Source organism: Streptomyces sp. NPDC001927 (genome assembly GCF_053594455.1).
This window is the reverse complement of sequence record NZ_JBSFEN010000002.1, coordinates 599,608-624,253: the sequence shown is the minus strand read 5'-3', so window position 1 is coordinate 624,253 and position 24,646 is coordinate 599,608. Positions and strand designations below refer to the sequence as shown.

General features: G+C 72.8%; 20 protein-coding genes and 1 tRNA gene. 5 read left to right on the top strand and 16 right to left on the bottom strand.

The genetic code is table 11. From position 1 onward, the window contains the following. Window positions 1–20 precede the first annotated feature (20 nt). Window positions 21–917, bottom strand: coding sequence for a DNA/RNA non-specific endonuclease (locus ACWCO8_RS07270; protein ID WP_451031361.1), 897 nt, complete (start codon window positions 915–917; stop codon window positions 21–23). A gap of 106 nt (window positions 918–1,023) precedes the next feature. Between ACWCO8_RS07270 and ACWCO8_RS07265 the strand changes: the two genes are divergently transcribed. Continuing rightward, entirely contained in the window at window positions 1,024–1,833 is an 810-nt protein-coding gene (locus ACWCO8_RS07265) for a caspase family protein (RefSeq protein ID WP_451031360.1), read from the top strand. A gap of 21 nt (window positions 1,834–1,854) precedes the next feature. Here ACWCO8_RS07265 and ACWCO8_RS07260 read toward each other — a convergent pair whose 3' ends face one another. The 8 genes from ACWCO8_RS07260 to ACWCO8_RS07225 form a co-directional block, all read right to left on the bottom strand. Next, window positions 1,855–4,740, bottom strand: a complete 2,886-nt coding sequence (locus ACWCO8_RS07260; RefSeq protein WP_451031359.1) for an AAA family ATPase — start codon at window positions 4,738–4,740, stop codon at window positions 1,855–1,857. 205 nt (window positions 4,741–4,945) lie between these two features. Continuing rightward, window positions 4,946–6,643 carry a S8 family peptidase gene (locus ACWCO8_RS07255; protein ID WP_451031445.1) on the bottom strand — a complete coding sequence of 566 codons (1,698 nt, stop codon included), beginning with the start codon at window positions 6,641–6,643 and terminating at the stop codon, window positions 4,946–4,948. 660 nt (window positions 6,644–7,303) lie between these two features. Continuing rightward, window positions 7,304–8,188, bottom strand: coding sequence for a GNAT family N-acetyltransferase (locus tag ACWCO8_RS07250; RefSeq protein WP_451031358.1), 885 nt, complete (start codon window positions 8,186–8,188; stop codon window positions 7,304–7,306). Between the two features lie 117 nt (window positions 8,189–8,305). After that, window positions 8,306–9,205, bottom strand: a complete 900-nt coding sequence (locus tag ACWCO8_RS07245; RefSeq protein WP_362002801.1) for a hypothetical protein — start codon at window positions 9,203–9,205, stop codon at window positions 8,306–8,308. Next, window positions 9,202–10,221 (bottom strand): SPFH domain-containing protein, encoded by a 1,020-nt coding sequence (locus ACWCO8_RS07240; protein WP_451031357.1) that lies wholly within the window; start codon window positions 10,219–10,221, stop codon window positions 9,202–9,204. The genes ACWCO8_RS07245 and ACWCO8_RS07240 overlap by 4 nt, the downstream gene beginning before the upstream one ends. A 53-nt stretch (window positions 10,222–10,274) precedes the next feature. After that, on the bottom strand, window positions 10,275–11,012 hold the full coding sequence (locus ACWCO8_RS07235; RefSeq protein WP_451031356.1) for a MerR family transcriptional regulator: 738 nt from the start codon (window positions 11,010–11,012) through the stop codon (window positions 10,275–10,277). A gap of 101 nt (window positions 11,013–11,113) precedes the next feature. Next, a complete protein-coding gene (locus tag ACWCO8_RS07230) occupies window positions 11,114–12,124 on the bottom strand; it encodes a DMT family transporter (protein ID WP_451031355.1) in 1,011 nt (336 codons plus the stop codon). Next, a complete protein-coding gene (locus ACWCO8_RS07225) occupies window positions 12,121–13,044 on the bottom strand; it encodes a phosphatase PAP2 family protein (RefSeq protein ID WP_451031354.1) in 924 nt (307 codons plus the stop codon). Before ACWCO8_RS07225 ends, ACWCO8_RS07230 begins: the two co-directional genes overlap by 4 nt. A 159-nt stretch (window positions 13,045–13,203) precedes the next feature. Between ACWCO8_RS07225 and ACWCO8_RS07220 the strand changes: the two genes are divergently transcribed. From ACWCO8_RS07220 to ACWCO8_RS07210, 3 genes are all read left to right on the top strand, one after another. Further along, window positions 13,204–13,821: a TetR/AcrR family transcriptional regulator gene (locus tag ACWCO8_RS07220; protein ID WP_451031353.1), complete on the top strand. Its 618-nt coding sequence runs from the start codon at window positions 13,204–13,206 to the stop codon at window positions 13,819–13,821. 29 nt (window positions 13,822–13,850) lie between these two features. Further along, window positions 13,851–14,237, top strand: a complete 387-nt coding sequence (locus ACWCO8_RS07215; RefSeq protein WP_451031352.1) for a DUF488 domain-containing protein — start codon at window positions 13,851–13,853, stop codon at window positions 14,235–14,237. Between the two features lie 89 nt (window positions 14,238–14,326). After that, window positions 14,327–15,562, top strand: coding sequence for a cytochrome P450 (locus ACWCO8_RS07210; protein WP_451031351.1), 1,236 nt, complete (start codon window positions 14,327–14,329; stop codon window positions 15,560–15,562). 15 nt (window positions 15,563–15,577) lie between these two features. Here the strand turns inward: ACWCO8_RS07210 and ACWCO8_RS07205 are convergent, their stop codons facing one another. Further along, window positions 15,578–16,048: a DUF309 domain-containing protein gene (locus tag ACWCO8_RS07205; protein WP_451031350.1), complete on the bottom strand. Its 471-nt coding sequence runs from the start codon at window positions 16,046–16,048 to the stop codon at window positions 15,578–15,580. A gap of 140 nt (window positions 16,049–16,188) precedes the next feature. Here ACWCO8_RS07205 and ACWCO8_RS07200 point away from each other — a divergent pair. Continuing rightward, a tRNA-Pro gene (locus tag ACWCO8_RS07200) sits at window positions 16,189–16,262 on the top strand. Window positions 16,263–16,463: 201 nt separating this feature from the next. On the opposite strand, the gene ACWCO8_RS07195 is transcribed toward ACWCO8_RS07200, so the two are convergent. From ACWCO8_RS07195 to ACWCO8_RS07170, 6 genes are all read right to left on the bottom strand, one after another. Continuing rightward, window positions 16,464–17,819, bottom strand: a complete 1,356-nt coding sequence (locus ACWCO8_RS07195) for a flavin monoamine oxidase family protein (protein ID WP_451031349.1) — start codon at window positions 17,817–17,819, stop codon at window positions 16,464–16,466. 105 nt (window positions 17,820–17,924) lie between these two features. Continuing rightward, window positions 17,925–18,818 carry an MBL fold metallo-hydrolase gene (locus ACWCO8_RS07190; protein ID WP_451031348.1) on the bottom strand — a complete coding sequence of 298 codons (894 nt, stop codon included), beginning with the start codon at window positions 18,816–18,818 and terminating at the stop codon, window positions 17,925–17,927. Window positions 18,819–18,875: 57 nt separating this feature from the next. After that, window positions 18,876–20,591, bottom strand: coding sequence for an aldehyde dehydrogenase family protein (locus tag ACWCO8_RS07185; protein ID WP_451031347.1), 1,716 nt, complete (start codon window positions 20,589–20,591; stop codon window positions 18,876–18,878). Continuing rightward, on the bottom strand, window positions 20,588–22,138 hold the full coding sequence (locus ACWCO8_RS07180) for a GMC family oxidoreductase (protein WP_451031346.1): 1,551 nt from the start codon (window positions 22,136–22,138) through the stop codon (window positions 20,588–20,590). Before ACWCO8_RS07180 ends, ACWCO8_RS07185 begins: the two co-directional genes overlap by 4 nt. Window positions 22,139–22,140: 2 nt before the next feature. Further along, window positions 22,141–23,073: an alpha/beta hydrolase gene (locus ACWCO8_RS07175; protein WP_451031345.1), complete on the bottom strand. Its 933-nt coding sequence runs from the start codon at window positions 23,071–23,073 to the stop codon at window positions 22,141–22,143. Further along, window positions 23,070–24,596: a flavin-containing monooxygenase gene (locus ACWCO8_RS07170; protein ID WP_451031344.1), complete on the bottom strand. Its 1,527-nt coding sequence runs from the start codon at window positions 24,594–24,596 to the stop codon at window positions 23,070–23,072. Before ACWCO8_RS07170 ends, ACWCO8_RS07175 begins: the two co-directional genes overlap by 4 nt. Between the last annotated feature and the right edge of the window lie 50 nt (window positions 24,597–24,646).

The window sequence follows — 24,646 nt, the reverse complement described above, 5'->3', positions numbered from 1 at the left end:
GAGTCGGCCCCGCCCCGGGGTCAGCCCTGCAGCACGATGTCGTCGAACGACTCGAGGCGTCGCCAGCGGTCCTCCGGCGCCCGGAACGGCGGCATCAGATCGACGTCCGGCAGCGGCCCGAAGTCCAGCTCGGTGAGCTCGGCGATGTCCGAGACCGGCACCTGGAAGGTCCGGAACGGGCCGAGCGGCGGCGGCGCGCCCGCCTTCGCCCCGGCGAGCGCCCGCTCGGCGTCCCGGCTCAGATCCGGGCTCTGGTCGAGGACGTACGCGGTCGAGGCCAGCGCCCCGTCCTGCATGAACGCGGCCACCTTCCAGAACCGCAGCGGCACCTGGATACCCCGGTAGGGCGGGTCGGAGTCGTGCAGCACCGGGCCCGTGAGCACCGTGAGCCGCCGGTCGAACTCGGCCGCGTGGTCAAGGAGATGGTTCTCAAGCCCCTGCCACAGCTGCTTGCCCTGGTTGAAGACGTCCGACTGCGGCGCCGCGTTCGTGTAGTGGAAGCTGTCGGTGTTGGCCAGGCTCGCGACCGCCGCCGCGCCCCACACCGGATCGAGCCGGCGGACCAGATGGCCCCGGTCGAGACTGTTGTTCCGGTAGATGTCGTTGCCCGCCTGCTGCTCCTCGGGCAGCCGCGGGTCGAACAGCCAGACGTCGTCCCGGGGTACGTCCTCGGCCAGTTGGCCGCCGTCGATACAGACGGCGGTCGAGGCGGCGAGCCGCCGGTCGGGCCGGAAGACCACCGTGAAATGGGTGTACGGCAGGATCACCGTCTTCACGGCGGCGCGCACGGGCAGCGGCAGCGGCACGGTCGGTCCCAGGAAGTCCTCGTCGTAGCCGGTGCGGTCGGCGAGCGAGTCCTGGCGCGGCTTGCTCCCGCGCGGATGCGGTGCGGAAGGCGAGGGATCGGTCGGTTCCATACGATGTAAGTACCGCGCATGAAGGGTCGCGCTCGGCACCGGGCGCAGAGGCCACTCGATCAGCCGCCCGGTGTCTCCCTCCCCACCTTGTTGAAGGAGGCACCTCATGCCCGCCGGAATCTCCCTCCACGTCGGACTGAACAAGGTCGACCCCGCCCGTTACGAAGGCTGGGACGGCGCCCTCATGGCCTGCGAGAACGATGCCCGGGACATGGCCGGCCTGGCCCGCACCGCGGGCTTCTCCGACACCGTCCTGCTGACCCCCGACGGCACCGTCGACCAGGTCACCGCCGCGCTCCGCGAGGCCGCGGGGAGTCTCGGCCCCGGCGACATCCTGCTCTTCACCTACTCGGGCCACGGCGGCCAGATACCGGACGCCGCCGGGGACGACGAAGAGGCGGACGCCCTCGACGAGACCCTCGTGCTCTTCGACCGCCAGTTCCTCGACGACGAGGTGAACCGGGAGTTCCGGGCCTTCGCCGACGGGGTGCGGATCGTGGCCCTCCTCGACTGCTGCCACAGCGGCACCGGTATCGAGGCGCCCGGGGACGGCCCGTCGGATGCCGCCGTCCGCCTGATGCCGCCCTTCCGGCAGCAGGAGATCTACGCGCGCGACCAGGGCTTCTTCGAGGACCTGCAGCGCTCCCTCGCGAAGGACTCCCCGAACGGGGCGGGCGAGGCGACGGCGCTCCTGATCTCGGGCTGCCAGGACAATCAGTTCTCCATGGACGGCGACAAGAACGGCGCCTTCACGGCGGCCCTCCTGGAGGTCTGGGACCAGGGCGCCTTCCGCGGCGGCTACCGCTCCTTCCACCGCGCCATCCAGAGTCGCCTTCCGGCCACCCAGAGCCCCAACCTCTACACGACGGGAACCCCAGCCCCCACGTTCCTGCGCCAGCGGCCCTTCACGGTCTGACCGAGCGACGACCGGACGCCCTCAGCCGCGCAGCGCCGTCGCCAGTTGGGCGCGGGAGCGGACGTCGAGCTTCTGGTAGATGCGGGTGAGGCGCGCCTCGACGGTCTTCACGCTCAGGTAGAGCTTGGCCGCCGCCTCCTGGTTGCTGGCGCCCTGGCCCACCAGGTGGGCGAGCCGCAGCTCGGCGTCGGTCAGCGACGAGAGCGCCGGTGAGGCGTCCTCCCCGGCCGGGGTCTCGCGCACCAGCGCGAGCCAGGGGGCCGCCCCCGCCCGCTCGAACGCGGTGGCCGCCGCCTGCAGCGCGCTCTGCGCCGCCGAGCGGCGCCTGCGCCTGCGCTCCACCCGCGCCAGCGCGAACAGCGCCCGCCCGTGCTCCAGCGGAAGACCCGCCGCCGCGAACCGCTCGGCCGTGCCGGTGAGCAGCTCCGCCGCCTCGTCGGTCCGCCCGCACCCGGCGAGGTACAGGGCGTACGCCCGGTCGCAGCCGAGCAGGACGGTCGTACGGCCCAGCTCCTCCGCCACCGGACGCACCCCGGCCAGCAGATCGACCGCCTCCTGCGCGGCGTCGTTGGCGAGCAGGGCCTCCGCGAGCTCCTCGTGCCAGCGCAGCATCGACGGATCGACGGTCGACTGCGCCCGCTCGTTCGCCTGCACCCGGCGCAGTGTCTCCAGGGCCGAGGCGACATCGCCGTTGACCAACTGGACCCGCCCCAGGGCGTAGAGGCTGCGGGACAGGAAGACCCGGTCGCCCTCCTCCTCCGAGGCCTGGACGCTGCGCCTCGCGTAGCTCGCGGCCCGCGCGAAGCTGCCGCCGGCCGTCTCGGCGAGCGCGAGCGTGTACCAGGCGGGCCCGGGGGAGAGGCCCGCCTCCAGGGTCAGCGCGAGGGACTGGCCCGCGTGCACGAGCGCCGCCGGGCAGGCCCCGATCCGGGACTCGATCGCGGCGAGCGTGGAGAACAGCTCGATCGTGTCCTCCACCGAACCGCGCCGCTGCACCAGCGGCAGCAGCGCGTTCAGCTGGTCACGGGCGTCGGTCAGCCGATCGTCGAAAAGGGTGTGACGGATCGTCAGAATTTGTGCCGCGTTACGGATTCCGAGCGGCCGCTCCGCCATCTCCAGGCCCCGCGCCTGCGCCAGCACCGACTCCGCGTCCGACGCCCCGAGCGCCCGGTCCATCCGCGCCTGTACGGTCAGGGCCTGCGCCGCAGTCCGGGGATCGCCCACCGAGGCGGCCAGCGCGGCCGATTCGACCGCCGCGGCCCGCGAGCGCAGCGGATCTCCGTCCGCGAGCACGTACTTGACGGCCAGTCGGAGAAGCACCCCGGCCCGCAGCGCGGTGTCGCCCTCCGAGTCCTCCATCGCGTGCACGTACATCTCGTCCAGGCCCGTAAGCCCCTGCCCTGCCGTGTCCAGGACGGCGAGCCGGGCCCGTACCCGGTCGGACCGGGCCGCGTCACGGGCCAGCAGATCGCTCGCGGCCCGCATCGCGAGGTCCGCCCGCGCCGCCCTGGCGGCCTCCTCGGCCGCGTCCACAAGCCGGGTGATTCGCTGCGCAGCGTGCTGGACGGGTGTCGACTCGGCGGCGAGCAGGGCCAGTTCGGCGGCGAGCGCGCTGTTGCCCCGGCGCCGGGCGAGATCGGCCGCGGCGGCGACCTCGGCCGCAAGGGCCTCGTCGGGGATGTCGGTGGCGAGCGCCCGGTGCCGTACCGCCTCGACCGAGTCGTCCACGACCCCGGCGAGTGCCGCGTGGCCCGCGCTGCGCTCCGCCCAGCAGGCGTCGTGCACCAGGGTCGAGGGGAGCAGCCCGGCGGTGAAGGCGACGGTGCCGTCCTCGGCGAGCGACACCAGGTCGGCCCGCTCGGCGGCGGCGAGGTCCGCCTCCGCGTTGGGGCGCCCGGCTCGCCGGATCAGCGCCGCCGTGGGCCGCAGGGCGAGGGCGGCGAGCAGCAGCGTCTCCCGTACGGAGGGCGGCGCGGCGCCGAGCAGCTGCCGCGCCAGATCGCGGGCCCGGCCGGACAGGGTGAGCGCCTCGGCGTGGTGGACGGGGGTGCGCGCGTCGGCGAGCGAGCGGCCCACGGCGAGCGCGAGGCGCGGGTTGCCGCCGCTCGCCTTGTGGATGCGGCCCGCCATCCGGGACGGCAGCCGGTGGTGGATGAGCAGTTCGGCGATCTCGTCGGCGTGCAGCGGCGGCACGAGCAGGATGTCTGCCTCCGACGGCACCCAGAGCCGGGTGTCGTGGCTGTCCTCGGAGCCGTACGCCTCGGGGGTCTCGATCGCGATGACCCGCAGCGCGGGCGGGGCCAGGTGCAGGGCGAAACGGAGCAGGTCGGCGCTGTCGGCGTCGATGTGCTGCACGCCGTCGACCACGAGCAGGGCGGGGCCGCGGGCGGTGAGGGCCCGCAGGATCTGGGCGATGCCGAGGCGCAGCGCGATCGGGTCCCAGCCGCCGTCCTGCAGCGGCGCCTCCCGGCAGAGCATGGCGACCGCGGTCCGCTGCGGCCCGGGCAGCCCGTCGAAGACTCCGGACGCCAGATCGGTACGGGGCGCGGGCACCCGCGGTGTCGCGGCAGGGGCCTTCGGCTCGGCCGGCGCCGTCGGGTCGGGGAGGCCCGGCCAGGTCACGGTCGCCGCCGCCGAGGCGACGAGGGCGGCCGCCACCGCGCCCGGCATCTCGCGGTCGGCCGGCAGGGTGGCCAGCCACAGGACCGTTTCGCCCCGGGCCTCCGCCCGGGCCGCCTCGGCGAGCGCGACCTCGGTCTTGCCGACTCCCGCGGTGCCCGTGAGGAAAGCCCGGCCCCGGGAATGGAGGACGCGTTCGAGCCGGGAGAGCAGCTCGTCGCGGCCCACCGGCGGCGGGGTTCCCCCCACGCCCGCGGGGCGCGGCGGAGCGTGCGGCGCTGTCGTCACCCGTCCACCCCCCTCCGGCACTCGGGGCCCGGCCCGTGAGCCCCGTGGGGCAGAGAATACGGAGCGCACCGGCGCAGTCCAGGCCCTTTGTCCGGCATACGGACAGCGCTTCGCCGTCACCACGCCAGGACGCGCCCGTGGTGTAGACCACGAGCGCGTCGCTGACCAGCAATGATGCTGATGTGGGGGGTGGTTCAGGTGGGGCTCAGAAGGTCAGGTTCCACGAGTTGATGTAGCCGGTGTCACCCGAAGCCACATCGCGGACCTGAAGCTTCCAGGCGCCGTTGGCGACCTCGCTGGAGGCGTCGACGGTGTACGTGGTGACGACATCGTCGGCGCTGTCCGAGCCGGAGGAGGCCTTCAGGTTGCGCACCGTGCCGTCGGGGGCGATCAGGTCGATGACCAGGTCCCCGCGCCAGGTGTGCTTGATGTCCACGCCGACCTTGAGGGCGGCGGGGGCGTTGCCGGTGCGGCCGGTGACGTTGATCGTGGACGACACGGTGGCGTTGTCGGCGATCGTGACATCGGTCGCGTTCGTGAAGACGGTGCCCGTGGGCGGCGTCGTGGTGGTGACGGCGTCCACGGTCTTCGCGGCGTCGGCGATGCCGGTTCCGCAGCCGCCGGTGCAGGTGCCGGGCAGCGGGCGGGCGTTGGACTTGATCGCGGACTCGATCTCGGCCGGGGTGAGGCTCGTCTTCGCCGACTTCAGCAGCGCGGCCAGGCCGGCGATGTGCGGCGCGGCCATCGAGGTGCCCTGGTAGGGCGCGTAGTTCTCGGCGGACTGAGTCGTCGTGCCGGAGTTCAGCGTGGAGTAGATGCCGTTCTGCGGCGTGGTGACCGTACCCGGGGTGTCCGTACCGCGGCGGGTCTCGCCGCCCGGCGCGGCCACGTCCACGATGGAGCCGTAGTTCGAGTAGAACGAACGGTTGCCCTCACGGCTGGTCGACGCCACGGTGATGACGTTCGAGCAGTTCGCGGGGGTGAAGCCGGAGGTGTTGGCGTTGCTGTTGCCCGCGGCGACGACGACGGTGGTACCGCGCGAGACGGCGCCGTTGATCGCGGTCTGGTAGACGCTCGGGCAGGTGGAACTGGCGCCGCCCAGGCTCAGGTTGATGACCTTCGCCGGGGTCGCGTTGGCGGCGACACCCGGGACGGAGCCGCCGGACGCCCAGGTGATGGCGTCGGCGATGTCGGCGGAGGAACCGCCGCACTTGCCGAGCACGCGCACGGGCTGGATCTTCGCGTTGTACGCGATGCCCGCGATGCCCTTGGTGTTGCTGGTGACGGCGCCGATGGTGCCCGCCACGTGGGTGCCGTGCCAGGAGGAGTTGGAGGCCTTGGAGCCGACGCCGCACTCGTTGTCGGTGGCGTTCCAGTCGCCCTCATCCTTGGCGTTCGCGTCACGGCCGTTGCCGTCGCGGGCGTCCGCGGAGTCGGAGATGAAGTCGTAACCGTTGACGACATTGCTCGCGAGGTCCGTGTGGGCCGCGTAGCCGGTGTCGATGACGGCGACGGTCACGCCGGAGCCGGTCGTCTTGTCCCAGGCGGTCGGGACGTTCATGCCGCCGGTGGCCTCGAAGAGGTCCCACTGCTTGGCGTACTCGGTGTCGTTCGGGGTGACCGCCATCGCGTAGGCGCGGATGTCGGGCTCGACCGAAGCGACCTGCGGGTCGGCGCGGAACGCGTCCATGACCTCGGCGACGTCCTGCTTGGTGGCGCTGCCACCCAGGTCGACCAGGGCGGCACCGCCGGCGAGGCGGCGCTCGAAGGCGAGGCTCTCGCCGGTCTTGGCGGCCTTGGCCCGAGCGTCGGTCTTGACCGCGTCGTTGGAGCCGGCCTCGGCGGTCTTGGCCTTGTAGGTGACGATGACCTTCTCGACCGGAGCGCTGGGCAGCGCGGTCATCGCCTGTGCGGCCGGAGCGGGCTTCGGCGTGACAGCGGCCGGGGCGGCGGCGAACGCCCCGGAGGAGGTGGCAGCGGCGCCGATGATCGCGGCACTCGCGACCACGACGGATATGACTCTCCGCCTGGAACTGTTCAATGTGTTCCCTTTCAAGCACGACGTAGGTGCGGTGCAGTGGCGGCGGCGCGGGAGCCACGGGGCGAAGTGGGGTCGCGGTCCGTCGGTCCCTTGGGCTGGGGGGCCCGTGCGCCGCCACCGGCGACGCGACGGCCCGGGTCAAGGCCGCCACCGGCGGAGATTACCCACCGCTCCACATGGACCTGTCAGTCGGGGTGGTTCGGAGGGAAGGGATCTGCCGGTGCGGCAGACAGTAGGGAACGACGAGATGAACCCGATACGGGGAAAACCCTTGTCGCCCCCCGAGGGGGGTGGGGGAGGGCCCGCCGGGGAGCCCGAGGGAGCGGTGGGGGAGTGGGGAGGGGGAGGGCGGGGAAGGGACGGACTCGTCGGCTTTGTGCTGCCCGGTATTAAGAGGACGGGACGGCCCGGTCTTAGAGGACGGACCGGTACTGGAGGACAGCCACGGTGCTGGAGGGCGGCCCCCGGTGCTGGCGGCCGACCGTCACCCGCGGCCGAAGGCGCGGACGGCGCCGCCCGGTGTCAGCCGAGTTCGAGGGTCGTGACGCCGAAGACCCGCTCGCGCGCGATCGGCCGGACCGGCCCGGTGTACATCCGCGCCGTCTCGAACGTCGGCTCCAGGCCCCGGTCGAGCGCGATCCGGGCGGCCTCCGGATGAGCCTCCGGCATGTCGACGGCGATCCCGGCCGAGCCGAACGCCCGCGCTTCCGCGGCGAGGGCGTCGAGGAGGGCCGCCGCGTCGGCCGGCGTGTCGGCGAACAGCGGCCCCACACGCGCCTCGTCCTCGGCCGGCCGTACCACGCCGTACCCCGTCAGGCGCCCGTCGACGACCCGCGCCAGGGCCCGGTGACCGGGCGTGGCCAGCCACGCGGCGAGGAAACGGGGGCGCTCGGCGTGGTGGCAGGCGCTGTCGTACGCGGCGAGGACGGCGGGGTCGACGTCGAGGGCCGGGACGATGTGCGGGTCGGGCGCGCCGGAGCCGCCGAGGGAGTCCGGGGCGCTCGGCTCACCGACGTACCGTGCCGTGCGGTGGACGGAGGAGAAGCCGGAGCGGCGGTAGTTGTCCTGCTGGTCAGGCACCCCGTCGAGCCCGACGGACCGGTCGCCGGCGTGGGCCAGCGCGGTGCGCCAGGTCGCGAGCCCGTGCCCGAGGCCGCGCAGGTCGGGGCGGACGAGATAGAAGCCGAGGAAGGCGTACCGGTCGCTGTAGTTGACCACCGAGATCGCCGAGACGGGCTCCCCGTCGACCCGCCCGAGGAAGAACCCCTCGGAGTCCTGGGCGAAGAACGCGTCCGCGTCCGCCACGCCCGGGTTCCACCCCTCGTCGACGCACCACCGTCGTACGACCGCCCAGTCCTGGAGCGTCGCGCGGGAGACCTGGAGGGAGCCGGTGGCGGGGAGCGTCATGAGGTTCCTTCGGCGGCCGAGGGAGTATCAGAACCGGGCAAAGCGCCCCGAGCATAGCGACCTGCCGACTCGCCCGACGCCCGCGACGGCGGTTTCCGGCCGTGGGCAGAACCGCGTTCACCCCACGAGTCGCAAGGTCGTCGCGGCGACGCCCACGCGGATCGTCTGGCCCCACGTCAGGTCCAAAGTGTCCGATTCCATGCCGTCGCCGAAGGCGACCATGCGGTCCGACTCCACCGTGAGGCGCAGCGACGTGTCGGGGGTCAGGGCGCCCTCGACACGCGTCGTGCCCGTCGTCGGGGAGGGCCAGGCCTCGCGGACGAACCAGGCGAGGCGGCGGGCCGACGGGCCGGGGAGCGCCAGCTCGCTGGAGCGCTCGTGCCACAGGGAGCGCAGCCAGCCCGTCGCCCCCGTGCCCGTACCGACCAGGACGCCCGAGGACGCCTGCGGTTCGGGCGGCGACTCGGCGCCCTCGACCGTGAGGGTGTAGCGCGCGGTCTGGTGACTCGGCGGGCCGAGGTAGATCTCGTTCAGGGCGAGGAGCCGCTGCGCGTCGTCCGTCACCGCCTCCACCATCGTGAGCTCGTCCGCCCCTGCCGCCGGGGCGGCCGCCGCCCTCAGCAGCGCCCCCGCGTCCGCCGCCCGGTGCCGGACGAGCACGCCCGGGTTCCGGCCCGGGTCGGTGTCGACGCCGACGACCGGCTGCCCGGACAGGTACTTGGCGGCGTTGGCGACCAAGCCGTCCTGCCCGACGACCACCACGACGTCCTCGGGGCCGAAGAGGAACCGGTCCAGGTCCGCGCGCTCCACCCGCGCCTGCCGCCACGACAGCGGCACGGCCGCCGCCACCTCCGTGAGCGCCTGCCGGTTCCGCTCGTACCGCCGCCGTACGTCCTCGATGCTCCGGCCCCGGCTCGACAGGAAGAACGCCGCCTGCCCGTGCGTACCGTGCCGCGCGAGCAACTCCTCGTACTCCGTGGTGCGGTGCACGAGCACCGCGCGCGGCGCCAGGCTCACGACGACGTCCCGCCCGTCCCGCCGCCGCTGGCCAGCCTGCCGAGCAGCGCGGTCAGGATGTCCGGGGAGACGGTGACGCTCTCGATCCGCGGCAGGTTCGCCGCCGCCGCGGTCGCCGCGAGGGCGTGCAGCGTGCTCGGGTCGACCTCGGCGTGCACCCGGAGCCAGGCCGCCTGGGCCGCCGCCTGCGCCTCGCCGACCTCACGCGCCGCTTCGGCCTCGGCCCGCGCGAGCCGGACCTTCCGCGCCGCCTCCGCCTCCGCCCGTACGGCGTCGGCGGCGGCGCTCTCCTCCGCCTCGCGCCGCGCGTTGGTGCCGCGCTGGTCGACGAGCCGCTCCTCCTGCCGGGCCAGTTCGATCTTGCTGGCGAGCTCGTTCTCGGCGATGGTCCGCTCGCGCTCGACGGCCACGGCACGGCGCTCGTAGGTCGCGCGGTCCGCCTCCTGCTGGATCTGCTCGCGTGCCGGGGTGCGCAGCGCCCGTTCGACCTCCGGCTCCGGACGGATCGCCACCACCCGCACCGCCACCACCTCGATCCCGGTGGCGGGCAGTCGCGGTTCGGCCGCGAGCCCGTCCGCGATCCGGTCCCGTACCGCCGCCACGCCGTCGACGAGGGCCACCGCCAGCGGCGTGCGGGCCAGGACGTCGAGCGCGTGCTGCTGGGCCGTCTCGGTCAGCAGGGTGGCGATCTGTTCGAGGGGAGCGCCGCGCCAGGCGCCGGTGTCCGGGTCGATGGAGAAGTCGAGCCGGGTGGCCGCCGCGTCCGGCTCGCCGATGCGGTACGTGACGGTGGACTGCACGCTCACGTCCTGGAAGTCGGCGGTACGGGCGTGGAAGGCCATGGCCAGCTCGCGGTCGTTCACCGGCACTTCGGAGAGCGCGGCGGAGAGCGAGCGGTACCAGAAGCTGAGCCCCGTGCCGTCGTGGACGAGGCGTCCGCGCCGGTGGTGGCGGATGTGCGCGGTGGGTGCGGACCGCAGGTGGCGCCAGCCGGCGCGGCGGGTGATGTCGGCCATGAGAAACTCCCCCTTGTCGTCATGTTGACGATAGGGGGTTCAGGCTCTTTTGGTCAAGATGACGAAATAGGGGGCTCGGGGTCGGAGGCGGCGCTTGTCTCGCCCTCTGGATCCGACTCCGGATCCGACTCCGGATCCGACTCCGGATCCGATTGGTCCTCCGGCGGGTACCTGTACAGCTGGGCCGAGACGTCCTCGTGGGCCAGGCGGCGCAGGGACAGCAGGATCGGTTCGTACAGCACCGTGTACGCGACCGCCGCCTCGATCGCCTCCTCCAGGACCGGGTACTCGGCCATCACGTCGTACTCCTCGGCGGCGATCGGATGCATCACCTCCGCATACCGCCGGATGTCCTCGGTGCCGCCCCGGTAGCCCAGCTCGCGGAGCGTCAGGACCGCCCGGGTCAGCGCGGCGAGCGCGGGCGCCTCGTCGAACACCCGCCAGCCCATGTCGGTGAGCAGCCCCCGCATCTCGGCGAAGACCTCGTCCCAGGGCGCGCGTTCCGGGTCGGCGGCGTCGGGCGGGGTGATCTGCGGGCCGAGCATGTACTGGGCGATGCCGACGCGCTCGTGGCGGCCGAACGCGGGGTCGTCCGAGACCGCCAGGACGTCCCGGGCCTGCTGGATCGTCATCCCGCCGACCGTGAGGAGCGCCCGTACCAGGCGCAGCCTGCGCACATGCTCCTCGCCGTACTCCGACTGTCGAGCGGTGACAGGAGTTCCGGGGGGCAGGAGCCCCTCGCGCAGGTAGTACTTCACGGTGGCCACGGACACGCCACCGCGGTCGCTCAACTCGGAGAGGCGCAAAAGGATTCCACCGTTCCCATCGGCTCGACACGGTAGGGGAGTTCTATCCTCCCCTTAGAGGATAGTTCAGCTATCCAGTACGTGCGTCAGACGACGATCGCGGGGGTGGCCGAAGCCGGGGCGGTCTCGTCGGTGAGGGGAGCGGGCAGCGGCTGACCCGAGGCCACGATCGGTGACGGAGTCGGAGCCGGAACCTGGGCTTGAGCCTGGGCCGGCGGTACGGGGGCTGTCCCCGCGCCGGTCGTCAGGAGCACCACGCCCCGCGCCGCGACCAGCGAGGCGGCGGCCGCGACCAGCCAGCCCCACGCACCCGCGCGGAACGTTTCGCCGAGCAGGGCCACGCCGATGACGGCGGCCGCGGCCGGGTTGGAGAGGTTCACGACGGCGAGCGGGGCGGCGAGGCCGCCACGGTAGGCGGCCTGCGAGAGCAGCAGCCCGCCCACGGCGAAGGCGGAGATCAGTACGGCGATGAGTGCCGTCTGCCACCAGACCGGCACCCCACCCGGCAACTCCCGCGCGAGCGCGGCGGTGAGCGTCTGCGTCAGGGCGGAACCCACGCCCGAGGCGACCCCGGAAGCCGTGGCGTGCCCGAGTCCCCGCCCGCGCCGCCGCCCGCCCCGCAGCGCTCCGTACCGGCTCCCCGACGCCAGGGTCGCGATCAGGAAGGCCGTCGCCGCCGCGACGATCAGGGCTTCCTGGAGGGTCAGTGCGTCGCCGGGGGCCGCCGGCCCTGTGACCGAGACGAGGGCGACGAGCCCGGCCAGGGTCAGGAGCGCGCCGCGCCACTCGGCGCGGGTCACCCGGCGCCGTGCGCAGTACGCGCCCAGGGGCAGGGCGGCCACGAGCGTGAGCGCGCCCAGCGGCTGAACGAGCGTCAGCGGGCCGTAGTGCAGCGCGGCCACGTGGGCGAGCGCGCCCGCCGCGTTGAGGCCGACCGCCCACCACCACTGGCCGCGCGCGAGCAGCGCGCGGAGCGCGCCACGGCCGCCGGTGGAGGCCGAGGCGAGCCGGGACTGGGCGACCGCGGCGAGGGCGTACCCGGCGGCGGAGACCAGGGAGAGCAGGACGGCGAACACCGTGCCGTCGAGGCCGTTCATCGCAGCGCCTCCGCCGGGCGGGGCGTCCTGGCGCGCGGCACGGCGCCGGCGTCGATGAGGTCGGCGCGGTCGTCGGGATCGGTGGGAGCCTCGCCCGGTGGTCGTACGACCGCGAGAGCGAGCCCGAGCAGGGCCGCCGCCGCGAGCGCGTCGAACCAGTAGTGGTTGGCCGTGCCGACGATGACCAGCAGGGTCAGCGCGGGATGCAGCAGCCACAGCCAGCGCAGCCGCCCGCGCCCCGCCACGATCAGGCCGATCGCGACCATCAGGGCCCAGCCGAAGTGGAGCGAGGGCATCGCGGCGAACTGGTTCGCCATCGAGTCCGTCTCGGGCGTCGCGCCGTAGACCGACGGCCCGTACACCCGCGCGGTGTCGACGAGCCCCGTCGCCGCCAGCATCCGGGGCGGTGCGAGGGGCATCAGTAGATGCAGCGCGAGCGCGGCGGCGGTGAGCAGCGCGAGGACCCGGCGGGACCAGAGGTAGTGGGCGGGGCGGCGCCAGTAGAGCCAGGCGAGGAAGACGACCGTGGCAGGGAAGTGCACGGCCGCGTAGTAGGTGTTGGCGGCCCGGACGAGCGCGTCGCCGTCGCCGTGCAGGAGGAGCGCCTGGATCGCTCCCTCGCCGGGCAGGTGGAACGCCCGCTCGACGTCCCAGATCCGGTCGGCGTTGTGGAAGGCGCGCAGCTCGTGGCCGTTGGCGAAGAGCCGGCCGAACTTGTAGACGAGGAAGAGCGCGGTGACGAGCAGCAGCTCGCGCAGCAGGGGCGGTCTCGGGGGAGCGGCCGTCGCGGGACGTTCCGGACCGGTCCGCGGTCCCTCCGGACCGGCCTCCGGTCCTTTTCGATCCGGCTGCGGTCCTTCTCGATCCGGCTCCGGTTCGGCGGGACGTGTCCCCCGAGTCCCGCGTATCCCGGCAGCCATGCCGCGGCCCCCTCACATCGTGCGTCAATCCGTCAATTCGGCAGCAAACGGAGGAAGCCTAGATCCGAATTCATCGAGACGCAAGCGTCTCGATACGTTTGCGTCTCGATTGTGCACCCCCTACTCTCGTATGTGCAGAGAGCTGTCCGGGAGGAAGCCATGTCCACGCAGGCCGCGAGCGCCGCCGCCCGCCGCAGCAAGATCACCCCCGAGCGGGAGACCGAGCTGTACGAGGCGGTGCTCTGCCTGCTCCGCGAGGGCGGCTACGACGCGGTGACCATGGAGGGAGTCGCGGCCCGCACCAAGTGCGGCAAGGCGACGCTCTACCGCCAGTGGGGGACCAAGCCGCAGCTCGTCACTGCCGCCCTCGCCAAGCAGCGCTGCACGTTCTTCGCCGGCATCGACACCGGCACCCTGGCCGGCGACCTTCGTGAGGCCGCCCACCTCGCCGCGACCCGCCGCGACCACGACGCCGAGCTGATGGAGGCCGTCAGCCAGGCCTACGTCCAGTACCCCGATCTGCGCGCGGCCCTCCGTGAGACCGTCATCAGCCCCGAGGTCGCGGCGATCGACGCGATCCTCCGCCGGGCCGTCGAACGCGGCGAGATCGACGGGGAGAACCCGGCCATCGGCTTCGTCGCCCCCTGCTTCCTCGGCATGCTCCGCATCGAGCGGCTCTTCGAGGAGCGGTTCGCGGACGCCTCGACCATGCGCGTCTTCGTCGACTCCGTCCTGCTGCCCGCGCTCATGCCGACGGGGCGGGCCACCGAGATGTGAGCGCCGGCCCCGTCCGGCACCCTGGACCCATGCCCTCCCCAGCTCCAGCCCCCGCCCCGGACATCCGCGTCCGACGGATCTACGAAGCCCCGTCCCCCGACGACGGCGTACGGGTCCTCGTGGACCGCCTCTGGCCGCGCGGTCTGGCCAAGACCGACGCCCAGGTCGACGAATGGCCCAAGGCCCTCACCCCCTCCACCGAACTGCGTCGCTGGTACCACGGAGCGGCAGGCTCCTACGAGGAGTTCTGCCGGCGGTACGAGGACGAGCTCGCCGAACCCGCCGCGGCCGAGGCCCTCGACGGGCTGCGCGCCCTCGTCGCGCGCGGTCGCGTCACCCTCCTCACCGCGGCCAAGGACCCGTCCGTCAGCCACACGTCCGTCCTGGAGCGCGCGCTGACCGCCACGGGGCCGTAGCCAGGCGCACGCGTCGACGGTCACGATGGGGGAGGGCGGGCACCCGGCAGCCGCCCGCGTTCCGCACCTTCCCGTACCGGAGGCGCCGCGTGGACCCGACGACGTACGCACCCCACGAGCTGCTCGACGCGTTGCAGCGCGACCCGTACCCCCTCTACGCCCGTGCGCGACAGACCGACGGTCTGACCTTCGTCCCCGAACTCGACGCCTGGTTGGTCGCCCGCGACGCCGACGTGCGCGAGGTGCTGCTGCGCCCCGAGGACTTCTCCTCCTCGGGCTCCCTGCGGCCCGACGTCCTGCCCTCGCCCGCCGCCTTCGGCGTCCTCGCCCGGGGTTTCGCCCCGCGCCCGACCGTCGTCTCCACCGACGGCGCCGCCCACCGGCGCCACCGGGCCCCGATCAACCGGGGCCTCAACGCCGCGCGGGTGGCGGCCCTCGCGCCGTACGCCACCGAGGTCGCGACCGCCCTCGTCGACGGCTTCGCCGCCGAGGGCCACACCGAACTCATGGCCTCCTACGCGGGCCGACTGCCCGCGGCCGTCATCGGCCGGCTCATCGGCCTGGCACCCGAGGACGTGCCGATCGCCGTGCACGGGAGCCACCGCGCGGAGCAACTTCTCTTCCGCCCCATGAAGGAGGACGAGCAACTAGCGGCCGCCGAGGACGTAGTGACGCTCCATCACCTCCTCGACCGCTACGCCCGCGCCCGGCACGCCGACCCGTGCGACGACCTCTGCTCGCTGATGGTCGCGACCGTGGCGCAGGACATGAGCGGCGAGCTCACCCTCGACGAACGCGCCGAACTGGTGGCCAACCTCCAGAACTTCCTCATCGCGGGTCACCTCACGACCACCGCGCTGATCGGCACGACCCTGCTCCACCTCCTGCGCCACCGCGACCAGTGGGAGCTGCTCCGCACCCGGCCCGACCTCATACCCGGGGCGGTGGAGGAAGCGATCCGCTACGACACCGCCGTCCAGGGCTTCCGCCGCACGACGACCAAACCGGTCGTCGTCGCGGGCACCGAACTACCCGCCGGCGCCTCCGTCTTCGTCGCCTACGGCTCCGCCAACCGCGACGAGGCTCGCCACCGGGACGCCGACACCTTCGACATCACCCGGCCCGCGAGCCCCACCCGACATGTCGGCTTCGGCCACGGCGCCCACGGCTGCCCGGGCTCCCAGCTCGCCCGCACCCAACTCCGCCTCACCCTGGAGCTGTTCACCCACCGCTTCCCCGACCTGCGGCTCGCCGAGGACCGGGAGGTCGTGATGCGGCCGACCCTGATCCACCGCTCGCCCCTGGAACTACCCCTCACCTGGTGACCGCGTCGGCCGCCGTCAGGGGCGCAGCAGGCGCGGCGCCTCGGCGGCGGCGTCCGTCACCTCGCCCGCCCGCTCCGCCAACGCGCGCGCCCAGCGGACGAGTCCGCCGACATCGATCCCGTACGGATCGCCCTGCCCGGAGATCCGGGCGGCCCCGCGCAGCAGCAGCCGCGCGCCGCCCTCCGCGTTGCCCCGGGCGGCGTGCGTGAGCCCCACGGCCAGCTGGGCGAGCCCCTGCCACAGGTCCCGCTCCCCGGCGGGACCGCTCTTCCAGGCGTCCTCGAAGACCTCGTGCGCGTGGAACGGCATCCCCGCGTCGAGCAGCCGCTGGGCCTCCCGCACGGTCTCGTCCGGCGCCCGCACGACCCCCTCGGGCTGCCGGGGCACCCCCTCGACCCCGTACGGCAACGGCCGCCCCAACCCGTCCCGCGGCCGCCCACTCCGCGCCCGTCCCTCGCCATCCCGGTCCCTCGGCGTCCTGTCCACGCCCCCATTCTCCCCCCGCCCCGCCCGGCCTGCGCGAATGGCTCCCACTCCACGCCCGGGGGTGCGTCCCGACGTCGCACGGAGTGAGGTAATGTTCTCTTGCACGCCGCCACCGGGGGAAAGCCCGGGGGCACGGGCACCGGGACGTGGCGCAGCTTGGTAGCGCACTTGACTGGGGGTCAAGGGGTCGCAGGTTCAAATCCTGTCGTCCCGACTCGAAAGAGTCGTAGATCAGGGGCCGTTTCAGAGCAATCTGAAACGGCCCCTTGATCGTTTTTGGGGACCGCTTGGGGAGCAACGCACTTGACCGGTTTGGGCGTCGGGACGCCTGAGCCGGTCCTTGTGCGGGTGCTCGCGCCGTCCCGTCGAGGCTTTGGCCGGCCCCGTGGCGGGGTGGCCGGCCAGAGCCGAAGTCTCAGTGGCCCAGGCTCGACAGAACCGCCTTCGCCGCGTTCTCGCCCGACGTGGCCGCGTCGGCGAGCGACGGCATGTGGAGCTGATAGTCGCCGGCGAGGTGGATCGGTCCGAGGGGGGCGCGCAGCGTCGGCAACGATTCGCGCCCCCGGGGTGCCCAGAACGGCACGACGCGATGGTGACGTCGCACGATTCCCTCCCCGAGCTTCCCTTCGAGCTGGGGGTAGACCGATAGCAGGTCCCCGGAGAATCGAGCGACGATCTCCTCGTCGGAGAGCTTGAAGAGGGCGTCGGCCGAGGCGCCACCGGCGAAGCACGCCAGCGCGCCGCCCGGCTTTCTCGGGCCGTTCTTGCGCAGGGCGGCGGCGTGGTTGAACACCGCCTGGAAGGAGAGCTGCGGCGTGGACACGCCGAGGAGTCCGTCCCAGGGCTGAGGGCCTTCCTCTTCGGTGAAGAAGCCGACGATCACGTACCGGCCGTAGCGGATGTCGTCGAAGGCTTCACGGTGAGTCAGAGGTAGGTCGGGAAGGATCCGCGAGGCGATGTCGCTGGGCACAGTCACGATGGCGCGTTTGGCGCGTATGCGCGCCGGGAGGCCGGCGACGACGTGGTTCACGACGACGCCGTCTCCGCTCTTCTCCACGGACCGGACGGTCGACCCGAGCCGAAGACGCTCACCGAGGTCTGCGGCCAGGATGTCGGTCAGGGTCTGATTGCCCCCGACCGGCAGGGCGAAGTTCGGCACCTTCGCCGGGTCCGTCAGGGCGATGCCGATCGACGTCACGAGCTGGGTCGCCGCCGTCTCCTCCGGCTCACACCCCATCCACTGCCCCGACCAGGACCGGACCACGGCCCGGGTCAGCTCGGAGCGGACGCCGCGCAGGAGGTCCGACGCGGGACGCCTGTCGAGCCTGGCCCGCACCCTCTTCGCCAGGCGGCCGTCCGACTCCAGGAACGGGACTGCGGAGAGGATGCGGGCACCGACCAGGGCCATGCCGACCCGGTCCATGAAGCTCATGCGGGTGCGGAACATGAGGGCGAGCACGTCGGACGCGTCGACCATTGCACCGTTGAGGACGAGCGCCACGCCCGTGTCGGCCAAGGAACCCATCTCGATGCCGTGTCGGTCGAGAGCGTCGATCAACGGCCCGGTCCCCTCCGTGAACTGGGTGCCGACGTTGATCCAGTATTCGCCGTTCCGAACCGTCTCGACCCGTCCACCCGGCCGGTCCTCGGCCTCGACCACCACGACGTCGACCTTGTCCGCGAGGGTCGTGGCCGCCATCAGGCCCGACATTCCCGCGCCGATGACCACGACGTCGCAGGTCTCCTCGTCACTGTGCTGCGCTGCGGCCATGACTCGCGACTCCCTGTATCTGTATTCCGGTGCTGAATTACTGAAAATCGAATCCATGTCGAGATCGCTGGAGTCGGCGACTCCAGGGCACCCGGACCGTGCGTGCTACGTGGCGCGGAACCGTCCCGGTTCGACCTCGACGACCCGCCCCGCGCGGGCCAGACGGTCCAGGTGCTGCACAGCGGTCCGCCGCTCGACCGGCAGCACGTGGGGGCCTTCGACGTGGCGGCGGTAGACCAGGCGGCGATCGGCGATCTCGTCGACGGTCCGGGGTTCGGCGAGGAACGTCAGGAGGGTCGCGTCGCGCGTCGCCACGACGCCCGCGAAAGCGTCGAGGCGCTCGGAGAATTCGGCGGCGCCCTCGATCACGCCCTTCTGGTGGGCCGTGCCGTACCAGCGGGCGTCGATCTCCCGGCAGCGGCGCATGGACGTCTCGAAGTCGGTGAGGCCGCTGCCGACGTCTCCGTAGTAGGGGCCGAACGACGTCAGGTCGATGTCCGCCACGAAGAGGAATCCGTCCGGCTCGATCAGGAATCCGCAGTGGCCCGCCGTGTGTCCGGGCAGGTGTACGACGGTCACGGTGCGGCCGCCGAGGTCGAAGACGCTGCCGTCCTCGAAGCCCTCGGCCTCGGGGCGGTCCTGGACATGGAAGCGGTCGCGCAGCATGAGGTCGGTGTGCTCGGCGGCGTCCGGAGGGAGGCCGTAGCCTTCGACCATCACCGCGAGGGATCGCAGCGCGGCCAGGTCCTGCACGTGGACGTGGACAGGCGCCTCGTAGTCACCCAGAGCCGCGACGTGGTCTTCGTGTGCGTGGCTCACGAGGACCACGTCCGCGGGTGGTGCCGTCCCGACGAGCGACAGCGACGGGTCGATGACCAACGTCTCGGCGGTGCCGCGGACGAGGACCGAGTTCGCGTAGGGGTAGGCACCTCGCTCCGCGCCGACCAGGACGGTGACGCCGGCCCCGTACCCCGTCTCCGTGTATCCGGTGCTGGGCAAGGTCGAACTCCTTCGTGTGCGCGCGGATCACGGAACTCCGCGTCGGGATGGCGGGCGTCAGCCGCGGAGTGCGGAGGCGAAGATCTTCGGCAGCGCGCTCCAGCGGGGCGCGGCGGCGAAGTCGGTGAGGAGGCGGCCCGTGGTGGCCGCCGTGCGGTTGGTGACGAACCACGGGGGCTTGGGGGAGAGGGTAGTTCTCCCGTGGAGGAGTGCCCGGGGCGCGGGGTGGAACGGGCCCCGTACGACGGTGCGTTCCGGCCGGTCCAGGAGCAGCGCGTTGTGTACGACGCCGATGCCGCTCTGCACGTCGTCGAGGGTGTGGCCGGGGAAGGCGCCCCAGGGGGCCGTCGCGGTGAGATAGCCGACTCCGGTCCAGGCGTTCAACGCGACGGTTCCGTAGCGGAGTTCGGCGATCGCCTCGTCCAGTGCGGGGCCGAGCACGGCCACGGTGCCCGGGTGCGCGATCAGGTTCGCACCGAGCGTGCCGGCGAGGTCCTCGTTCGCCGTGCGGACCGCCGCGGTGAGGAACTGGCGTGCGTCGCCGGGGAGTTCCAGGACGGCGAGGACGGGGGCGAAGAACTCGCCGGTCAGGGCCGGTCCGATCTGCGCGGGGTCGAGCCCCGTGATCAGCACGCGGCCTCCGCCGATGCGCTCGGCCCCGTCGTACGCGTCGAGAGCCCGGGCGACCCGGTCGTCGCTGCCCGGGTAGTACGCGGGGCGGTCGGGCGCGTCGGCCAGGGCGGCGCGCAGATGGGCCAGGAAGCGGCCCTTCTGCGGCCAATCGGAGCTGACGACGACCACCTGGCTCGCCACGCAGTTGTAGCCGCCGTTGTGCAGTTTCTGCGTGGCGACGTGTTCCGCCTGGTAGCGCAGGTCGGCCTCGGACCAGCCGCCGGGCAGCACGATCGTCGGGGACACCCCACCCAGTTCGCTGGTGACCGGCTTGTCGAGCAGGGGAGTCCCGGCCGTCCTGCGGGCTGCGCCCTCCTCGCCCGTACCGAAGACGATCGCGTCGTGGGTCGCGGCACTGCCCGTCATGTGGACGTGGCCGACCTTCGGGTGCCGCACGAGGTGGGCGCCCACGTCGGCACCGCCGGTGAGGATCCGGACCGCGCCGAGGTCGATCAGCGGGGCCAGGACCTCGCCGAAGACGTCGAGGAGCCCGTTCGTGACCGGGTTGAGCTTCAGGGCGACCACCCGGTTGTTCGCGTACAGCTCGTACAGCACGTCCAGGATCGGGATCGAGGTGATGTTCCCCGCGCCGAGCACGACGCCCACGCCCCTGGTCTCCGCCGGGCGCAGGAGGGCGAGGCCCGCCCGGTCGCGCACCGTCTGCCTCGTGACGCCCGGCGGCATCCACACCTCGGCGCTGAAGCCGTTCAGCAGCAGCTGGTCCCAGATGCTGTGCGGCAGGACGCGGACCGTGACGCGCCCGCCGGGCGCCCGGCCGAAGGAGAACCCGTCGACGGGGCTGCGGCTCTCCTCCAGGGCCTCGATGCTCGCGGCGAGGGCGCCCAGGCCGGTCAGCACGGGGTACGGTCCGGTGATCCACTCCTCGCCGAGCAGCGGGCTGTCCTCCGCGAGCCCCTTGTACGCGGCGGCCGCACGCACCCACGCCTCGGCCTGCGCGGCGGTCGCCGCCCGCATCCGTTCCAGGAGTTCGCGTCGCTTCGCCCGGTCGCAGGCGGCCCAGGCCGCCTCACCGCGGACCAGGTCGTCGACGGCCCGGTCGATCTCCCACACCTGCTCGGTGGAGGGCGGGGACGTCGTCATCGGACGGCCCCCTTGATGAGGTCGGCCGCCTTCTCCGCGGCCATGATGGTGGGCGCGTTGGTATTGCCACGCGGCACCGAAGGGAAGACCGAGGCGTCGACGACCCGCAGGCCCGCCACGTCGTACACGCGCAGCTCGGGGTCGACCACCGAGCCGATCGCACATGTCGACGTCGGGTGGAACAGCGTCTGCCCGGATCGCCGCGCCCAGTCGAGGAGTCCGGCGTCGGAGTGCGAGACGGGCACGTCGAAGGCCTCCGTGACCAGGCCGGTCACCGCCGGCCGCGCGGCGATCTCCAGGGCGATCCGAATGCCGGCGACGATGGCGGCCCGGTCCTCGGCCGTCGTCAGGTAGTTGTGGACGATCCGGGGCGCAGCGTCGGGGCGCGGCGAACGCAGCGTCACCGTGCCACGGCTCGTCGGGGCGACCACGCACGGGCCGAAGGAGAAGCCGTGGCCGGTCGGCGCGCCGAGCCCCTCCTGGTGGAACAGCACCGGAGCGGCGTGGAACTGCACGTCGGGGGCGTCCAGTTCGGGACGGCTGCGGAAGAACCCGCCCGCCTCGCCGAGGTTGGAGGTCAGCGGGCCACGCCCTTCGCTCTGCAACAGCGCCGCGTTCTCGGGGCTCGCCGCGCTGATCAAGGACTCGGCGTCCGTACGGAAGTTGAGCAGCGTCATGTAGTGGTCCTGCAGACCCTGTCCGACCGGCAGGTCGCGGACGACGTCGATGCCGAAGGCGGACAGGGCGGCGGCAGGACCGATCCCGGAGAGCATCAGCAGCTTCGGGGACTCGTACGCCCCCGCGGAAAGGATCACCTCCCGCTCGGCCCGTACGATCTCGACGCCGCCGTCCCGTGCGACCTCTACACCAGCCGCCCGGCCGTCCTCTATCACGACGCGGTGGGCACGGGCCGAGGAGAGCACGGTCAGGTTCGTCCGGTCGAGGGCGGGGTGCAGATAGGCGACGGCGGCGCTGCACCGCAGTCCGCCGCGCTGCGTCACCTGGTAGCGCCCGACGCCTTCCTGCGTCGCGCCGTTGAAGTCGTCGTTGGCCTTGTGCCCGGCCTGCTCGGCCGCCCGCACGAAGGCCGAGGCGAGCGGATGCCCGGACCTGCCGTCGCTGACCGTCAGCGGTCCGCCCACCCCGTGGTAGAGGTCCTCGCCGCGCTCGTTGTCCTCCGAGCGCCGGAAGTACGGCAGCACATCGGCGTACGACCAGCCGGTCGCCCCGGCCGCCGACCAGCCGTCGTAGTCGGCGGGGTTGCCCCGGATGTAGATCATCGCGTTGATGGAACTGGAGCCGCCGAACACCTTGCCCCGGGGCAGATAGGCCCGCCGTCCACCGATGCCCGGTTCCGGGTCCGAGTCCAGGTCCCAGTCCAGGTCGGACTTGAAGAGCTGCGGGAACGCCGCCGGAACGTGGATCTCCTGCGCGGTGTCGGGACCGCCGGCCTCGATCAGCGCGACCCGCACGCCGGGATCCTCCGAGAGCCGCGCCGCGAGGACACAGCCCGCGGATCCGGCGCCGACGATGACGTAGTCGTACATGTTCATCCCGTCCCTTGAATGAGGGATCCGTGGTGATCCAGGACCCGCGTGAGGAAGTCGAGCTGGTCGGCGAGTGCTTGCCGCTGTCCCGGTCCCGCGTAGACGTCCAGATGGTCCACGGGGTACTCGTGCAGCTCCGCCCGCCCGCCGGCTTTGCGGGCGGTCCGCCGCGCCGCGTCGGGGGGTGCGATGCGGTCCTTCGTGCCGATCTGCACGAGGATCGGGCAGGCCAGGCGGTCCACGAAGGTGGTGGGCCGGTTGAGACCGACCTTCAGCGCCGCGCGGGCACGCACCTCGTTGCGGAAGGTGGGGCCGGCGAAGGACGCGCAGATCTCCTGCGCGCGCGGGACCCCCATCATCGCCAGTGCGCCCGGCTCCGCGACCACGGGTACGTGGTGCGGCGGCCGCGCGGTGACGGCGCGGGCGTAGTCGCGCAGCCCGTGCCTCGCCAGCCGCAGCATCCGGCCGACCCCGGCGTGACGCAGGAGGTGGGCCAGCGAGGCGAGGCCGTCGGTCACGGGTGTCAGCGAGACGACCGCCGCGACCCGCGCGTCCTGGGCGGCGACGACGAGGGCGTGGCCGCCCGCGTACGACACGCCCCACAGTGCGACCCGGTCCGGGTCGACGCCGGGCAGCCGCCGGGCGGCGGCGAGGGCCGCGTGGTAGTCCTGCCGCTGGCGGCGGACGGAGACGTCTTGACGGGGCCTGCCGCCGGAGTCCCCGAAGCCGCGGTAGTCGAAGACGAAGGTGTCGATCCCGGCCGCGGCGAAGCCCTCGGCGTAGTTCAGCAGGCCGCTGTCGCGGGTGCCCCCGAAGCCGTGGGCCATGACCACGCAGGGCCGTCCGCCCGGGCCGGCCAGGGCGTCGTCCGTGGCCGGTACGTGCCAGGCGGCGCACCGGACGCCCTGGCTGAGGAAGGTGATGTCGCGCTTCATCGTGCCGCCTCCGGACGGGGCCGCGACCCGGACGGCACCGGGCCGCCGGCGGTGAACCGGAGCGCGGCGTCCTCGACCGGCCCCTCACGCAGCCGCTCGACGTCCCTCTCGTACGCCATCTCCACCGTCCACGGACCGCTCGTTCCCGCCCGGGGGAAGTCCCTGATGCCCCGCAGGACGTAGTTGGAGCTCAAGTCCATGTACGGCACCCGTGCGACGGTCGGGTCGTCCAGGACGGGTTCGACGGTGGCGTGGCCGTGGGCGTCCATGTGGTCGAGCAGGCGGCAGAAGTGCTCGCAGACCAGGTCGACCTTGAGCGTCCAGGAGAGGTTGGTGTAGCCCAGCGCGAAGACGAGGTTCGGGACGCCGGAGAGCATCATCGCCTTGTACGCCATGGTCTCCGAGGGTTTCGTCTCGCGGCCGTCGACGCTCAGCCGGATCTTGCCGAAGGGCGCCATGGTGAGCCCGGTGGCGGTGACGACGACGTCTCCGGTCAGTTCCTGACCCGACTTCAACCGGATGCCGGTTCTGGTGAATCGGTCGATGTGGTCGGTCACGACCGAGGCACGGCCGACCGAGATCGCCTTGAACAGATCGCCGTCGGGCACGACGCACAGCCGCTGGTCCCACGGGTCGTAGCGCGGCGTGAAGTGCGTGTCGACGTCGAAGTGGCGGGGGAGTTGTCGGCGCACCTGGGCGATGAGCAGCCTGCGCATCAGTTTCGGCATGCGCCTGCTGGCCTTGTAGACGCCACGCGTGACCATGATGTTCTTGCGCCGGACGATTCGGTGCGCCCGTCGGTGGCCGACCAGTTTCCTCAGCGCGTGGGCCACGGTGTCGTGGGCCGGGAGCGAGAACACGTAGCTCGGTGAGCGCTGCAGCATGGTGACGTGCCCGGCCGTGCGGGCCATCGACGGGATGAGCGTGACGGCCGTGGCGCCGCTGCCGATCACGATGACGCGCTTGCCGGTGTAGTCGAGGTGCGCGGGCCAGTGCTGCGGGTGGATCACCGTGCCGGTGAACTCCTCGATGCCGGTGAACTCCGGTGTGAATCCCGCGTCGTGGTCGTACATGCCTGTGCCGAGGAAGAGGAAGCGTGCGGTGAACCTCGCCTTCTTCCGACTGCCGGGCTGCTGGGTGGTGACGGTCCACCGTCCTGTCGCGGAGGAGAACTCCGCGCTGACGACCCGGTGCCCGAACCGGATGTGCCGGGCCAGGCCGTGCTCGGCGACCGTCTGCCGCAGGTAGTCGAGGATGAGATGTCCGTCGGCGATCGACTTGCGGTGGGTCCATGGCTTGAATCCGTAGCCGAAGGTGGGCATATCGGAGTCGGACCGGATGCCGGGGTACCGGAACAGGTCCCAGGTGCCGCCGATCCCGTCGCGGCCCTCCAGGATCGCGAAGGACGTGCCCGGGCGGAGGGTTGTGAGGTGGGAGGCCGCGCCGATGCCCGAGATCCCGGCGCCGATGATCAGCACGTCGACGTCCGTGGACGCGGGGCGGCTGGTGGTCGTCTTTGTCACGGATGGCTCCTGGCCGCGGTGGGGCGGGGCTGTGCGGGGTCGGCTTTCGC

Coding starts and splice junctions, on each gene's coding strand:
- ACWCO8_RS07270 (WP_451031361.1), bottom strand. CDS start 917: ATGGAACCGACCGATCCCTCGCCTTCCGCACCGCATCCGCGCGGGAGC.
- ACWCO8_RS07265 (WP_451031360.1), top strand. CDS start 1,024: ATGCCCGCCGGAATCTCCCTCCACGTCGGACTGAACAAGGTCGACCCC.
- ACWCO8_RS07255 (WP_451031445.1), bottom strand. CDS start 6,643: ATGACCGCGCTGCCCAGCGCTCCGGTCGAGAAGGTCATCGTCACCTAC.
- ACWCO8_RS07250 (WP_451031358.1), bottom strand. CDS start 8,188: ATGACGCTCCCCGCCACCGGCTCCCTCCAGGTCTCCCGCGCGACGCTC.
- ACWCO8_RS07240 (WP_451031357.1), bottom strand. CDS start 10,221: ATGGCCGACATCACCCGCCGCGCCGGCTGGCGCCACCTGCGGTCCGCA.
- ACWCO8_RS07230 (WP_451031355.1), bottom strand. CDS start 12,124: ATGAACGGCCTCGACGGCACGGTGTTCGCCGTCCTGCTCTCCCTGGTC.
- ACWCO8_RS07225 (WP_451031354.1), bottom strand. CDS start 13,044: ATGGCTGCCGGGATACGCGGGACTCGGGGGACACGTCCCGCCGAACCG.
- ACWCO8_RS07220 (WP_451031353.1), top strand. CDS start 13,204: ATGTCCACGCAGGCCGCGAGCGCCGCCGCCCGCCGCAGCAAGATCACC.
- ACWCO8_RS07215 (WP_451031352.1), top strand. CDS start 13,851: ATGCCCTCCCCAGCTCCAGCCCCCGCCCCGGACATCCGCGTCCGACGG.
- ACWCO8_RS07195 (WP_451031349.1), bottom strand. CDS start 17,819: ATGGCCGCAGCGCAGCACAGTGACGAGGAGACCTGCGACGTCGTGGTC.
- ACWCO8_RS07185 (WP_451031347.1), bottom strand. CDS start 20,591: ATGACGACGTCCCCGCCCTCCACCGAGCAGGTGTGGGAGATCGACCGG.
- ACWCO8_RS07180 (WP_451031346.1), bottom strand. CDS start 22,138: ATGTACGACTACGTCATCGTCGGCGCCGGATCCGCGGGCTGTGTCCTC.
- ACWCO8_RS07175 (WP_451031345.1), bottom strand. CDS start 23,073: ATGAAGCGCGACATCACCTTCCTCAGCCAGGGCGTCCGGTGCGCCGCC.